Source organism: Actinoplanes sp. NPDC023801 (assembly GCF_040639655.1).
Taxonomy (GTDB): domain Bacteria; phylum Actinomycetota; class Actinomycetes; order Mycobacteriales; family Micromonosporaceae; genus Actinoplanes.
Window position 1 is genome coordinate 1 of the sequence record NZ_JBFAAI010000030.1, and the last position, 13,690, is coordinate 13,690.

General features: G+C 72.0%; 13 protein-coding genes, 1 pseudogene and 1 riboswitch. Of the genes and pseudogenes, 6 read left to right on the forward strand and 8 right to left on the reverse strand.

The genetic code is table 11. From position 1 onward, the window contains the following. Positions 1 to 84 precede the first annotated feature (84 nt). A complete protein-coding gene (locus AB0G04_RS35780) occupies positions 85 to 840 on the forward strand; it encodes a hypothetical protein (RefSeq protein ID WP_360992256.1) in 756 nt (251 codons plus the stop codon). 26 nt (positions 841 to 866) lie between these two features. Here the strand turns inward: AB0G04_RS35780 and AB0G04_RS35785 are convergent, their stop codons facing one another. The 4 genes from AB0G04_RS35785 to AB0G04_RS35800 all read right to left on the reverse strand — a co-directional run bounded on the left by AB0G04_RS35785 (position 867) and on the right by AB0G04_RS35800 (position 5,086). Next, complete coding sequence (locus tag AB0G04_RS35785) at positions 867 to 2,669, reverse strand: FtsX-like permease family protein (RefSeq protein ID WP_360992259.1); 1,803 nt, start codon at positions 2,667 to 2,669, stop codon at positions 867 to 869. Between the two features lie 5 nt (positions 2,670 to 2,674). Continuing rightward, positions 2,675 to 3,412 carry an ABC transporter ATP-binding protein gene (locus AB0G04_RS35790; RefSeq protein ID WP_360992516.1) on the reverse strand — a complete coding sequence of 246 codons (738 nt, stop codon included), beginning with the start codon at positions 3,410 to 3,412 and terminating at the stop codon, positions 2,675 to 2,677. 5 nt (positions 3,413 to 3,417) lie between these two features. After that, positions 3,418 to 4,041, reverse strand: a complete 624-nt coding sequence (locus tag AB0G04_RS35795; protein ID WP_360992262.1) for a PadR family transcriptional regulator — start codon at positions 4,039 to 4,041, stop codon at positions 3,418 to 3,420. A gap of 412 nt (positions 4,042 to 4,453) precedes the next feature. After that, positions 4,454 to 5,086, reverse strand: coding sequence for a phosphatase PAP2 family protein (locus AB0G04_RS35800; protein ID WP_360992265.1), 633 nt, complete (start codon positions 5,084 to 5,086; stop codon positions 4,454 to 4,456). A 154-nt stretch (positions 5,087 to 5,240) separates the two neighbouring features. On the opposite strand from AB0G04_RS35800, the gene AB0G04_RS35805 reads away from it, so the two are divergent. Together AB0G04_RS35805 and AB0G04_RS35810 are read left to right on the forward strand one after the other, a co-directional pair. Then, entirely contained in the window at positions 5,241 to 6,392 is a 1,152-nt protein-coding gene (locus AB0G04_RS35805; RefSeq protein WP_360992268.1) for an MFS transporter, read from the forward strand. An 18-nt stretch (positions 6,393 to 6,410) separates the two neighbouring features. Then, positions 6,411 to 7,418, forward strand: a complete 1,008-nt coding sequence (locus AB0G04_RS35810; RefSeq protein ID WP_360992271.1) for an alcohol dehydrogenase catalytic domain-containing protein — start codon at positions 6,411 to 6,413, stop codon at positions 7,416 to 7,418. Between the two features lie 88 nt (positions 7,419 to 7,506). On the opposite strand, the pseudogene AB0G04_RS35815 reads toward AB0G04_RS35810, so the two are convergent. Next, positions 7,507 to 7,641: pseudogene (locus AB0G04_RS35815) on the reverse strand (DUF1801 domain-containing protein); the annotation flags it as partial. A 142-nt stretch (positions 7,642 to 7,783) separates the two neighbouring features. Here AB0G04_RS35815 and AB0G04_RS35820 point away from each other — a divergent pair. After that, positions 7,784 to 8,617: a carbon-nitrogen hydrolase family protein gene (locus tag AB0G04_RS35820; protein WP_360992273.1), complete on the forward strand. Its 834-nt coding sequence runs from the start codon at positions 7,784 to 7,786 to the stop codon at positions 8,615 to 8,617. On the opposite strand, the gene AB0G04_RS35825 is transcribed toward AB0G04_RS35820, so the two are convergent. After that, on the reverse strand, positions 8,573 to 9,448 hold the full coding sequence (locus AB0G04_RS35825) for an alpha/beta hydrolase (RefSeq protein WP_360992276.1): 876 nt from the start codon (positions 9,446 to 9,448) through the stop codon (positions 8,573 to 8,575). The genes AB0G04_RS35820 and AB0G04_RS35825 overlap by 45 nt on opposite strands. Before the next feature lie 94 nt (positions 9,449 to 9,542). Here AB0G04_RS35825 and AB0G04_RS35830 point away from each other — a divergent pair, with 94 nt between their 5' ends. Continuing rightward, positions 9,543 to 9,980, forward strand: a complete 438-nt coding sequence (locus AB0G04_RS35830; RefSeq protein ID WP_360992279.1) for a hypothetical protein — start codon at positions 9,543 to 9,545, stop codon at positions 9,978 to 9,980. Between the two features lie 341 nt (positions 9,981 to 10,321). Continuing rightward, positions 10,322 to 10,445, forward strand: a riboswitch (cyclic di-AMP (ydaO/yuaA leader). 6 nt (positions 10,446 to 10,451) lie between these two features. Continuing rightward, the gene (locus AB0G04_RS35835; protein ID WP_360992281.1) at positions 10,452 to 11,027 is read left to right on the forward strand and encodes a C40 family peptidase; all 576 of its coding nucleotides are present in this window, start codon (positions 10,452 to 10,454) and stop codon (positions 11,025 to 11,027) included. Positions 11,028 to 11,120: 93 nt separating this feature from the next. Here AB0G04_RS35835 and AB0G04_RS35840 read toward each other — a convergent pair whose 3' ends face one another. Then, the gene (locus tag AB0G04_RS35840; protein ID WP_360992283.1) at positions 11,121 to 13,064 is read right to left on the reverse strand and encodes a bifunctional diguanylate cyclase/phosphodiesterase; all 1,944 of its coding nucleotides are present in this window, start codon (positions 13,062 to 13,064) and stop codon (positions 11,121 to 11,123) included. Positions 13,065 to 13,145: 81 nt separating this feature from the next. Next, positions 13,146 to 13,643: a carboxymuconolactone decarboxylase gene (locus tag AB0G04_RS35845; protein WP_360992286.1), complete on the reverse strand. Its 498-nt coding sequence runs from the start codon at positions 13,641 to 13,643 to the stop codon at positions 13,146 to 13,148. Positions 13,644 to 13,690: the final 47 nt, after the last annotated feature.

The window sequence follows — 13,690 nt, forward strand, 5'->3', positions numbered from 1 at the left end:
CGGGGCGCGGGGGGCGGGCGCCCCCCCCCCCCCGGCTCCGGCCGGGCCATATCGACGTTCGCCACAGTCTTCTACTGTGACGGCGTGATGACCGTCGCGACCGTGGCGTTCTGCATCGGCATGCTCCTCGTGGCGGGCGCCGGGATCTTCGTACTGCTGATTCTCGGTGACCTCCGAGCCCTCTGGACCCTTCGCCGTCTGCATCCCACCGCGATCGGCGGCCGCGGGCGCGTCGCGCTGGAGGGCACCGTCGAGTACGGCACGGCCGGCCGTCAGATCGCCCCGGTCACCGGTGAGGACTGCGCGTGGTACCGGGTGACGCTGCTACGGGAACCCGCCCGGTACACGCCCTCCGGCGAATCAGGCCCCGACTACGACCGGGTTCTGGAGGTCGAGTCACCGGCGTGGCCCACCCTCGCCGACCGGACCGGGCGCATCCCGGTCGACCCGCGCCTGGTCTCGCCGTCCCGGGTGCTCTTCGACCCTCTCATGACGGGTTCGCCGGCCTACGTCGTCACCGCTGTGGAACACAGCCGGGCCCGGCCGGTCCCACTGCCGCCGGTGGTCCCGCCCGATGTCGCCGACGACCTGCGCCCGAGTGAACGCCTCCACCTCACCGAGGTACGCGTCGCCCGTGGCCAGCAGATCTTCGCCGTGGGCCGGGCCGGCCGCAGGGGCCTGACACCCAGCCGGACCGGTCTCACCGTCTTCACGCCGCGGTCCCGCGCGGAGGTGATCGCCGTTCATCGCGAGGACATCCGCGTGGGCCGTACCGCCGTGGTCTGGTTGATGCTGATCGGCCTGTTCCTTGCCGTCCCCGCCGCCGTCCACCTGCTGTGACCCCCGGCTGGCCGTCGGTTGGGCGGTCAGGCGGCTTCGGCCCGCAGTGACTCGGTCACCGGGCGGCGGGCGCCGAAGTAGGCCGGGATCGCAGTGAGCGCCGCCACGATCAGCGCCGTCACCAACACCACCGCGATCAACTGGCCGGCACCGGGCGGCGCGGCCCGGTCACCGTCCCCGCCCGTGATGCCCATGATCGCCTCGAACAGCAGATAACCGCCGGGGAAGATGCCGAGGACCGCCCCCAGCAACGCCGGCAAGATCTGCGCCCCGGACAGCGCCGCCGTCACGTCCCGCGGGGTCGCACCGAGCGCCCGGGCCAGGGCCGAGGTGTGCCGGTTGTCGAGCACCGTCGCCAGCGTGATCACGATCGCGTTGACCCCCGCCAGGACGAGCAGGATGACCGTCCACAGCAGCAGCACCCGGCGCAGAGCCCCGATCTGCGCGACGGTGTACCCGGCGGCGAGAGGCCGGCTGAGGAAACCGTCGAGGATCAGGGCGACATAGATGCCACCCACGGTCACCGCGATGCCGGCCACCGCGAGCAGGGCACGTCGCGGCCGGCGGGCGGCCACCCGCAGGGACAGCAGCAGTGGCACGGGCAGGCGCGCCGACAGGGCGATCAGCCATCCCGACCGGCGGGGCGGCCGGGCGGCGTCGGCGAGCGCGGCGACGGTGCTCGATCGGGCGGCCCGCCACGCCGGAACCGCGGTCGCGAGGACCGCGACCGTCAGCGCGACACCGGTCACCGTACCGATGACGGAAAGGCTCAACGCCGGTGTGCCGGCGCTGCCGAGCAGGCCCGCGCCCGGGCCGGCGAGCAGCGGGGCCGTGAACGCCCCGATCGTCAGGCCGGCCACGGCCGCCACCAGGGCGACGAGCAGATACTCGGCGAGCAGCACACAGGCGATCACCCCGGGTGTGCCGCCGACCGCCTTGAGCAGCCCGACGCGCCGGGTCTGCTCGGCCATCCGCCCGCCCACCAGCACGGACAGACTCGCGACGGCGAGCAGCCCGAGCAGCCATGCACCGATCATGAGCAGAATCTGCGAATCGCCGGCGACCTCGGTGGCATCCGCGCGGATCTCCGTCCACAGGGCGACCCGCGGCTGATCCGGGCTCCCGATGAACGCGGGCGCCAGTCCCGGGTCCGTGAGACGCAGATTCAGCACGTACGAGACGACGCCGAGCTTCTCCGTGTCGGCGCGCGTCAGCCACACGAGGCCCGGGTTGTGCAGCATGCCGGGCGGCAGATCCGCGCCGGCCGGGGCCGTACCGTGCAGGCAGGCGATCTCACCGAGGCAGGTGGTCGCCGGGAACGGTGCCGACGCGGCCGTGACCGCGACCCCGGCCACCTCGAACTCGCGGCCACCGAGCGTCACCCGGTCACCGGCGCTCAGGCCGTACGCGGTGGCGAACGCGGCCTCGACCACCACGCCACCGTCCCGGACCCAGCCGCCGGTCACCCTCTGCGGCCGGTCGACCGGCGAGCCGGCCGTGTCCCGCCCGATGACCTGCACGTCCACCGTCTGCCCGGCGGTGGCCAGTTTCGTGGCGGCGACCGGGAACGGCCCGCTGCGCGCCGTCACGCCGGCCGCGTTCCCGTACGCGGCGAGCTGGCCGGCGGTCCGCGCACTCATCACCACGTCCGGTCCGGCGGTCAGGGCCCGGGTGTTCTGGTACGGCTCGGCGGCCGAGTCCCGCAGGACCAGTCCGAGCGTCAGCGTCGTCGTCGCCGCGAGGACCGCGAGCAGCAGCAGTGCCGCTTCGACCGGCCGGCGCCGGAGGTCCCGCAGAGCGAGCCGGGCGACGAGCAGGATCCGTCCCACAGCGATCAGTCCTCCAGCCCGGCGAGCGCACCCAGCCGGCCGGTGGAGCCACCGGTCAGCCGGGTCTCGTCGACGATCACGCCGTCCCGCATGGTCAGCAGCCGGTCCGCGGTCGCCGCGATGCGCGCGTCGTGAGTCACGATGATCAGTGTCTGGCCGGCCGCGTGCAGGTCGTCGAAGAGCCGCAGGACGTCCAGGGTGGCGGCGCTGTCCAGGTTGCCGGTCGGCTCGTCGGCAAGCACCACGGCCGGCTCGTTGACCAGCGCACGGGCCACCGCGACCCGCTGCCGTTGTCCGCCGGAGAGCTCCGACGGGAGCGCACCGGCCCGGTCACCGAGCCCGACCCGGTCCAGCAGTTCCCCGGCGCGGCGCCGGGACTCGCGCGGGGACCGGCCGGCCAGCAGGGCGGACAGCTCCACGTTCTCCACCGCGGTCAGCTCCTCCATCAGGTGGAACGCCTGGAAGACGAACCCGATGGCGGACCGCCGCAACTGGGCCAGCGCCTTCTCCCCCAGCCCGTCGATCCGGGCACCGTCGAGCCACACCTCACCGCCGGACGGCCGGTCCAGCCCGCCGAGCAGATGCAGCAGCGTCGACTTGCCGCAGCCGCTCGGCCCCATCACCGCCACGGTCTCGCCGCGTGCCACGTCCACATCCACGCCGTCGACGGCGCGCAGCAGGCCCGCCCCCCGGCCGTACTCCTTGCGCAGCCCCGACGCACGAACCAGCGACGTCCCCGTCATGGTGCTCACGATCCACTCCTTCGTAGCGTCCAATGTCTGTCGCAGACCTCCAGCCAGTGCAGATCCGCCTGGAGGCGGAGCACGACGCCCTCCAGCAGCAGGGCGGCCCGCGAACCGGCCGGTTCGGCGAGCACGGCCCGCTGCGCGTCCCGCAGCCGGCGCAGCAGTTCACGGCGTTGCGTGTCGACAACGGTCAGCGGATCGGCGAGCCCCGCCGCCGCGGCCGCCACCAGCTTGAGGTGGAATTCCGCTAGATCCGGCCGCGGCCAGCTGACCTCGGAGATCCACTCGGCGACGCGTTGCTGCCCGTCGGCGGTCAGCGAGTAGACCTTGCGGTCGCCCCGGTCGCCCCGGTCGCCCCGGTCGCCCCGGTCGCCCCGGTCGCCCCGGTCGGCCCGGTCGCCCCGGTCGGCCCGGTCACCGCGCCGCTCCTGGACGTCGCCGTCCGGCCGGTCGTCGGCCTCCACGGCCAGCAGTCCCGCTCTTTCCAAGCGAGTCAGCGTCACGTAGATCTGGCCGGCGTTCATCCCGTCACCCAGCGGGCCCAGCGCGTCTCGCAGGCGAGCACGCAGCTCATACCCGTGGGACGGCTCCTTGGCCAGCATCGCGAGGACCACTTCCTGACGCATGACATCCCCTAACCGTTATCCATATAGATAACGGTTATCCCCAGCCGGGTCAAGTCCGGAGAACGACGCCTGCGGGTCGTAGACGCCACCCGAAGCGCCGGCCCGGTCCGGCGGCGCGAGGTATTACGCGTCGTCGGCCGGCCCGGTCCATGGACCGGACGACACGGCGGCGTCCGCGGGGAGGTGAGCCGGAAGGCGGTCGATTCAGGAGCAGCACGGTCGGGATGCTCCGGCGGTGAGCGGCAAGATCCCCGTCCCTCCGGACACCTGCTGGCTGGGCGTAGCGCGGGTACCAGAGTCAGCGCAGCGCGGGTGCGGGAGTCAGCGCAGCTCGAATATCGGAGCTAGCGCGGCGCAGAACCCGAGTCAGCGCGGCGCGGGAAACAGAGTCAGCGCGGCGCGGGAACGGCAGTCAGCGCAGCGCGGGGTAGAGCAGGCCGGTGGCGCAGGCGCCGACCAGGGCTCCGGCGAGCACCTGCGCCGCGGTGTGGTCCCGCAGGTGGACGCGGGACCAGCCGACCGCCGCCGCCAGCGGCCAGGTGAACAGCAACGCCCAGCCGAAGACGACGGTGAAGGTGACCGCCGTGCCGGCTGCCACGAGCGAGTGGACGGAGATCTTCCAGTGGGCCAGCAGGGTGATGGGGGTGGCCACCACCAGCGCCGCGGCCATGCACGCGATCAGGGCGAGCAGGTCCCGCGGCGCACCGGCGGCGGCGAGGGCGAGCGTGCCGGAGGCGGTGGAACCGAGACATACCAGCATCGGCAGGGTTCGCTGCTCCCGGACTCCGACGTGCCGATCGGTCCACGAACCGCGGCGGACGCCGTGCAGGATGTAGGCGATCGGCAGGAAGCTGGCCGCGGCCGCCGCGATGACGCCCATCACGAGCGCCGACATCGGTGACTCCGCGGACGCCCAGGCCACCGCGAAGAGAACCACGGCAACCAGTACCGCGGGCGACAGGATCTCGGTGAACAGTCGCGCGGCCCGGTCGGCCGGCCCGACCCGCCCGGCGGCCGTGACTCGCTCGGTGCTCGACGTCGCCATGGCGTCGATCATCGCAAATCGCCGTGCCCGGCCACCGGAGCAGTCCACTGCCGCTCCTCCGCTACGCGCCCAGCGAAACCGGGCCCGCACCCCGCCGGGCGTACGCCAGGGGGAATTTGACCTTGGGAAGCGTGCCGTAAGAGGCTCTCCCCTGATGAAGCGCCTACTTCCGGCTGCGACGATCTTTCTCGTTGCCCTCTGCCTGCGGCCCGCGATCACCGCCGTGGGTCCGCTTCTCCCGCAGATCAGTGCGGCGGAAGGGCTCGGCGAGACCGCTCAGGGGCTGCTCGGGGCGCTGCCGTTGCTGGCGTTCGCGCTCGTCTCGCCGCAGGTGCATCGGCTGTCCGGCCGGCTCGGGATGGAACGGGCGGTGCTGGTGGCGCTGCTGGTCCTCGCCGCCGGGACGCTGGTCCGGTCGTATTCGCCGGATGCGGGCCTGTGGACCGGAACCCTGCTGATCGGGTGTGCGATCGCGGTGGGCAACGTGCTGGTGCCGGCGATCGTCAAGCGCGATTACGCGGCCGACGTGTCGCGGGCCACCGGTTTCTACACCGCCTTCATCACCGTGTCCGCGGCGCTGGCCTCGGCGGTCGCGGTTCCCGTGGCGGACGCCGTGGACTGGCGGCTCTCGCTGGCGCTGTGGGGTGGACTGGCGCTGGTCGTCGCGGCGGCCTGGACCCCCCGGGCGGGAGGGCCGGTGACGGCCGAGCCGGGCGGGCCGCGGAGTGACGTGGCGGTGTGGCGGCAGCCTCGGGCGTGGCTGGTCACGGCGTTCATGGGGTTGCAGTCGACGTGCTTCTACGTGCTGGTGACGTGGCTGCCGACGATCGAGATCGCCGATGGGGTACCGGAGCGGACCGCCGGCGTGCACCTGTTCCTGTTCCAGGGGATGGGCATTCTCGGCGGCCTGGCGATTCCGGTGCTGCTGCGGGAGCCGGAGCGCCGGTCGCTGGGGGCGGTCGTGGCAAGTCTTCCGGTCATCGTCGCGGTGGGCGGACTGCTGGTGGCGCCCGGGGCGGCGGTGCTGTGGGCGGGAGTCGCCGGGCTGGGACAGGGCGCCGCGCTGGTCACGGCGCTGACGTTGATCAGCCTGGGCGGGCGTACGCCGGCCGAGACCACCCGGCTGTCGGGGATGGCACAGTCGCTCGGTTATCTGCTGGCCGCCGCCGGGCCGGTCGCCGCCGGGGTGCTGGCCGAGCGGACCGGGGCGTGGCGGGCCGCCCTCGTCATGGTCGTCGCGCTGGGGGTGCTGCAGGCCGTGGCCGGGCTGGCGGCCGGTCGCGTACCGCGGGAGGCCCGGGTCTGAGGCCCTAGGATCGCGATCATGATGCGCGCGTTGGTGCTCACCGGCCCCGGCAAGGCCGAGGTCAGGCAGGTCCCGGTGCCGGTCGCCGGCCCCGGCCAGGTGGTGGTCCAGGTGGAGCGGGCCGGGGTGTGCGGCACCGATGTGGAGCTGTTCACCGGCGAGATGAGCTACCTGCACAGCGGCGTCTCGTCCTATCCGCTGCGGCCCGGTCACGAATGGTCGGGGACGGTCCGTGCGGTGGGCCCCGGCGTGGACGACTCCTGGGCGGGCCGGCGGGTCACCGGCGACACGATGATCGGTTGCGGTCACTGCCCTCGCTGCCGGGCCGGTCGCCACCATGTCTGCCCGCATCGGCACGAGCTGGGCATCCGGGACGGTCTCGCGGGCGCGCTGGCCGAGTGGCTGGCGTTCCCGGCCGCCTACCTGCACGGGCTGCCGGACACCGTGGACGCCACCGCCGGCGCGCTGGTCGAGCCGGCGGGGAACGCGCAGCGCTGCGTCGACGCGGCCGGCCTGGCGCCCGGTGAACGGCTGCTCGTCCTGGGTACCGGCACGATCGGCCTGCTCACAGCGATGCTTGCGCGGGGCCGGGGCCTCGAGGTGCATCTGCTCGGCCAGGAGCTCGACTTCGCCCGGTCGCTGGGTTTCGAACGGTCCTGGACCCGCGACTCCCTGCCGGAGCTGGCCTGGGACGCCGTGGTGGACGCCACCAACGCGCCGTCGATGCCGGCACTCGCGGTGAGCCTGGTGGAGCCCGGTCGTCGCGTGGTCTATATCGGTCTCTCGGGTACTCCCAGCCTGATCGACACGCGTGACGTGGTGCTGAAGGACGTGACCGCCGTCGGGATTCTCGGCGCCTCCGCGGGCCTGGCCCCGGCGATCGCCGCGTTCGCGTCCGGGGCCGTCGATCCGCGTCCGCTCGTCGCCGCGACCGTTCCTCTCGAGGCGGCCGCCGCGGTGCTGGCCGGCGATCGTTCCATGACCGCGGGGCCGGGACCCAAAATCCTCGTCGATCCCGCGGCCTGAGTCCCGCCGATCACGGCCGGCCGGGCGCGCGGACACGCGGGCCCGTCGAACCAGCCGTACCGTGAACGTGCTGCCCTCGCCGGGAGCGTCGTTCGTCGGCCGCGGCCTTGTCAGCGCTCTTCGACCGGCGTGCCTGCGACCTCACCTCCGCCGCGCGGTCCTTGACGGCGGCGCGCTCGGCCTCCGAGAGGGCGTCCTTGCTGGATCTCGAGGCTGGGCTCACTGCCGTCCACCCCTTCGTCGTCGTCGACAGCGTCCCGATCAAGCTAACGGAGATCCCGCGGCCTCCCCTTCTTCATTCCTGACCGATGACGGGTCACCTCCGGTGCGCGAGGGGTGGTGCACCGGTACGACAGGATGTTCCCGTGCAGCTCGATGTCTTGATCGCTCAGGTGCCCGCCGTGTGGGACATGGACGCCAATCTGGCGGCGCTCCGGCAGGTCCTCACCGGCAGCCGGCCCGGTGAGGTGGTCCTGCTCCCGGAGGGTGCGCTGTCCGGCTACGGCGACGATCTGGTGCTGCCGGATCCGGACCGATTGCGGGAGGTCGTCGCGGCGGCGGCACGGCTCGCCGATGAGCATCGGGTCCACCTTCTCTGCGGCTCGCTGCTGCCCGGCGACGACGGCTGGTACAACGCCGCCCTGTACCTCTCCCCCGGCAACCCACCCCGGGTCTACCGCAAGATCAACCTGGCGATGAACGAACGGGACCGTCTGCGACCGGGTGACCACCTGCCGACCTTCGACATCAACGGCGTGACTGCCGCCGTACAGCTGTGTCGTGAGATTCGTTTCCCCGAGCAGTGGCAGCACCTGGCCGCCTCCGGCGCGAGGTTCTTCGCCTATCTCACCAACGCCGCCAATCCACGGGAGCCGGCGGGCGTCTGGCGCAGCCACCTGATCAGCCGCGCCGCCGAGAACCAGCGTTTCGTCCTGGCCGCCAACATCCCGCACCCCGACCAGCACTGCCCCAGCCTGATCGTGTCACCGCGCGGTGAGGTGCTGGCCGAGTTGCCGATGGGCCGGCCCGGAACGCTGCGGCACACGATCGACCTGACCGAGACCAGCGACTGGTACCTCGAGCAGCGCCGCCAGGACGTCGTGGCCGTGCGATACCGCGACGGCGGCGGCGCGGCCATGCCCGTGACGGCCGGTTCAGAGCCGGATCAGGTCGGCTACCTCCTCGGGCAGACCGGGTGAGGTCAAGACGTGGCCCATTCCCGGCACGATCTGCAGCACCGCGCCCGGGATCGCGGCGGCCAGGGCCTGCCCGTGACGGAGCGGGAACACCGGGTCCTGGTCACCGTGGACGATCGTGGCCGGCGCGGTGATGGACGACAGTGGGGCGTGCAGGTCGGGGGTGTCCACATACGCGGCCCGGTCGTGGTTGGCCGCGGCCGCCGGGTCGGTGGCCCGTGACAGCGCCAGCTCCAGCATCGCCCGGGCGGCCTGCTCGTCGTACGGCCGGACGGGCCCGTTGAAGACCTTGAACAGGGCCACATCGGACTCCCCGCCCGGTGGTAGCCCGGCGGCCAGATGCGCCAGGAACGCCGGTGCCGGCGGCGGCAGATCATCGGGGTCGGGTGGCAGCCCGGCCTGCGCCCGTGTCGTTGCCGGCCTCGGATCACGACCCATCGGCGTGCTCGACATCACCGTCAAGGACCGCACCCGGTCCGGCGCGTGCACGCCCAGCCACTGTGCGATGACACCGCCCAGCGAGGCCCCGGCCACATGGGCGGCCGCAAGTCCGTAACCGTCCAGTACGGCCAGACAGTCGCGCGCCATGTCTCCGATCGTGTACGGATGGGCGTCGAAGTCGACGACGCTGGACCGCCCGGTGTCCCGATGGTCGAATCGGATCACCTGGACCCCGCGCTCGACCAGCCGGCCGACCAGCGCATCGGGGCAGCTGATCCCCTGAGCGGCCGACCCCATGATCATCAGAACGGCCGGAAGCCCGGGATCCCCGGCCCGCTCGGTCCAGATCCGCAGCGGCCCGGAGGGGACGAATCGCTCGTGTGCGTCGACCATGGCGGCACGGTAGCCGCTGCCCGACGTCCGGCGCCGGTATTTACCGCGCGGTGCGGCCCTGTCACGGATCACCCGCCTGTGTCGTCGTACAGCCATGACGATCAGAGCGAAACAATGGGCCATCGGGCTGCTGGCGATCTCGGCAGCGGTCGTCGGCGTCTGGGCGGCGGCGTTCCCGCTGTCCTTCTACACGGATTTCCCGGCGCCGGGCCGTCGTTGGGTGTCGTCCCTCGGGCCGTACAACGAGCACCTGGTCCGTGATGTGGGTGGCCTCTATCTGGCGCTGCTCGTGCTCAGCGTGTGGGCGTGGCGACGGCCCACCCCGTCGTCGCTGCGCGTGGCGGGCGGTGCGTGGCTGATCTTCGGAGCCGAGCATTTCCTCTGGCACGTGCTGCATCTGGACGGGCTGTCCGCCATCGACAAGGCCGGCAACGTGGTGGCACTCGGGGGCGTGCTCGTGCTCGCGGTCCTGCTGGTACTGCCCGGCAGAGCGGTTCCCGCCTCCGAGACTGTTGCGTCACAGGCCGTTTAACCCCCGGGGGGTATGCGAACAGGGAGTGACGGCTCGGGTCTTCAGTGTTCCCTTTCACAGATCATTCTCACCACGGAGTAACCGGTGATGAGCACAGCGTTCCCATAAACCTCGCAGTGGTCTTCCAAACCGGACATGCCCCGGTATGCCAATTACGCTGCGTCACCGGCGGGGCGGGCCGGCACCGTCACGGGCCGCGCTATCAAGGATGAGCGGCGGGCACCTGCTCGCCGGTCGTGCCGAACGGACCACGCCGAGCCCTGCCCCGGTCCGGCGGCACGAACCGCATGACCAGTCATGAGGCAATCGGGGGCAGGGACGGGGGAACCACACATCGGCCCTCGACCGGTACGCCGTCCGCGGCGGCCCGGCCGGAGGGCCTCGGGGTGAAGCCGCTACCGCGGCCGGGCAAACCTTCGCGCCCGAATCCGACAGCTAACCTCGCAGGCGTGCCGGAGGGAATACTTCACCGTGCGCGTAAGCACCTCGAGCCGGCCCGCCCGTACCCTGGGAGCCGGCACTGTCGCCCTGTCCGTTGGTCTCGGCCTTCTCACCGGCGGACTCGGCACACCACGAGCGGCCACCGCCGCCCCCCAGACGTCGAACGTCGCCGCCACCTGGGCATTGCCCCAGACCGGCGCCGCGATGAGCCGGGCCACCGTCACCGTCCGGATCGCCACCGCCAAAGCACAGGCGGCGGGCACCCGGGTCGTGACCGAGGCAGCCCGGCACAAGGGCAAGAAGTACAAGTTCGGCGCGGCCGGCCCCAAGCGGTTCGACTGCTCCGGCTTCACGCTCTACGTCTACAAGAAGGCAGCCGGCAAGAAGCTGCCGCACAAGGCCAATCTGCAGCAGCGATACGGCAAGGCCGTGGCCAAGTCGAACAAGCGCCCGGGTGACCTGATCATCATCCGCAAGGGCTCGCGCGGCACGCACGCCGGCATCTACGCCGGCGGCGGCAAGATGTGGTCGGCACCGCGGACCGGCAAGACGGTCAGCAAGCAGAAGATCTGGAGCAAGAGCTACGTCGTCCGGCGCCTGGTCTGACCCGGACAGCGGATGCCGCCCGTACCCGGCCACGTCGGCGGGTACGGGCGGCATCGTTGCGGAGGGGGCCCGGTGCTGTCCGGCGAGGGCGGATCACGCCGCCACGGTGGCGGGCCGCCCGATGAGGGCGCTCAGGGCGGCGGCCGTCATGGGACGGGCGAGGTGGTACCCCTGCGCGAGGTCGCAGCCGATCTCACGCAGGGCGTTCATCGTCTCCTCGTCCTCGATGCCCTCGGCCACGACCCGGAGACCGAGGGTGTGCCCCAGCTCGGCGGTGGAGGCCACCAGGGCGAGGCTGCCGGGGTCGGTCGCGATGTCCTTGACGAAGGACCGGTCGATCTTGAGCTCGTCGAGCGGCAGCAGCCGCAGGTACGTCATCGACGAGTATCCGGTCCCGTAGTCGTCGATGGAGGTCTTCACGCCGAGTGCGCGGATGCGTTCCAGGGTCTCGATCGCCGTGCCGGGGTCGTTCATGATGCTGTGCTCGGTGACCTCGATACACAGCTGGTCGCCGGGGACACCGGTCTCGTGCAGGAGCGCGGCGACCCGGTCCGGGAACGCGGTGTCCAGCAGGGTCCGGGTGGAGATATTGACGGCGACCGGGATCCGGTGGCCGGCGTCGAGCCACTCGCGTGCCTGCGTCAGGGCCTGGGTCAGCACCTGGTGGGTGAACCGGTGGATCAGGGTGGTGGCTTCCAGCACGGGGATGAACTCGCCGGGCGAGATGGCCCCCTTGGCCGGGTGGGACCAGCGGGCGAGCGCTTCCACTCCGGCCAGCTCACCCGTACCGATATCGATCTTGGGTTGGTAGTGGAGGGTGATCTCGTCGCCGGTGTCCAGGGCCCGGCGCAGGTCACCGAGCAGGGTCAGCCGGGCACTGCTGTCGTCGTCGGTGTGGCCGGCGGCGAACCGGCGGAATCCGAGGTGCTCCCGCTTGGCACGGTTCATGGCGGTGTCGGCGTGCCGTAACACCGTCGGCACGTCCTCCCCGGGCCCGGCCGTGGCAGCGCCGATGCTGACCTCGAGGTCGATGGTGAGATCGTCGATGATGAACGGGTCGCCGAAGGCACCGGTCAGCCGGGCCGCGACGTCCTCGCCGGCGCCCGGATCGGTGTCGTACAGCAGTACGGCGAACTCGTCGCCGCCGAGCCGGGCGACGAAGTCGTGCTCCCGGACCGAGGCCCGCAGACGCCGGCTGACGTGGGTGAGCAGCAGGTCGCCGGTGCGGTGGCCGAGCTGCTCGTTGACGTCACGGAAGCCGTCGAGGTTGGCCACCAGCACGGTGACCCGCCCCCGCCCGGCCCGGTCCCTGCGGCGGCGGTGGCTGGCGGCCTCGGCGAGTGTGCGGCAGGTCCGGGTGGTGAAGGCGTTACGGTTCGGCAGCAGGGTCAGCGGGTCCGTGGCGGCGGTGGCCTCCACCTGACGCCGGTGCGCCCGCGCGGCGTATCCGAACAACAGCAGCACCGCCAGACTGACGACGAACGCCAGACCGTTGCGCCACAGCAGCTGATGCGACTCGCGCTGCCCGGCCGCCTGCCGGGCGGCGTGCTCGGCCTGGTGCTGCCGCTGCTTGGCCAGCACCATCGACATGATGGTCGTGGCGGCGGGTTCGATCGAGTCCTCCAGGGTCGACTCGGCGGTCTCCACGTCGCCGAGATCCAGGGCCCTCAGGTAGGAGGCGATGTCCGGCCGCAGACTGCGGTGCGCCTGCACGAGCGCGGACGTGAGCCGCGGGTCGTCGGTGTCGACCTCGGCCATGTGTTCCATGGCCCGGTGCGCCTGCTCATGAACGTCGGGAACCTGAGCGCGCTCCTCACCGCCGGGTTCGCGCAGCGACGCCTGGATCAGCGCCATCTCCCAGCTGACCAGCTGGGCGGCGTTCTGGTAGGCATCGGTGTCGGCGCTGTCGTCGGCGAGCTGATCCACGATGCCGGCCTGGCGCCAGCTTCCGGACACCGCGAAACCCGACAGGCCGGCCAGCAGGACAGCGAGCAACCCGACCAGCCACCACGAGGCCATCCGCGCCGAGCCCACCATCACCTCCCGATAGAGTCACCTCGTCAGTAACATCGGCAGCCGATGGTGGGACATGACGTTCGATCCGGGCGCGAACCGGCTTCAGACGGGCGGCCGCAGGTAACCGTGCTCGGCGAGAGCGTGGGCGTGCCGTTCGTAATCACCGGGATCGGCCGGGGTGAGCGTATCCAGTCCGTCGACGTAGCGATTGAACATGCTGAACGCCGCGGCGATGAGCACGGTGTCGTGGACGGCGCGGTCGTCGGCTCCCGCCGTCCGGGCCCGGTCGATGTCGCCGGCGGTGACCGAGCGGCCGTCGACGCGGACCTTGTCGGCGATGGCCAGCAGAGCGCTCATCAGGGGGCCGGATTCGTCGCCCGAGCTGAGCTTCCGGGCCACGGCACCGTGGGTCTCGGCACAGAAGGTGCATTCGTTACGGCGCGACACGTACGCGGCGATGGTCTCGCGTTGCGCCGGGGTGAGCGGTGAGGGACCCCGCAACAGGGTCTCGGCGAGCATGTTGAGCGGTCCGGCGGTCTGCGGGTAGCCGGCCAGCAGACCGGCGATTCCGGGCAGCGGCGGAAGATCGATGTGCGGCACACTTCACGTCATCACGCCCGGCGGCAGAAATCCACCTCCGTTCGGTC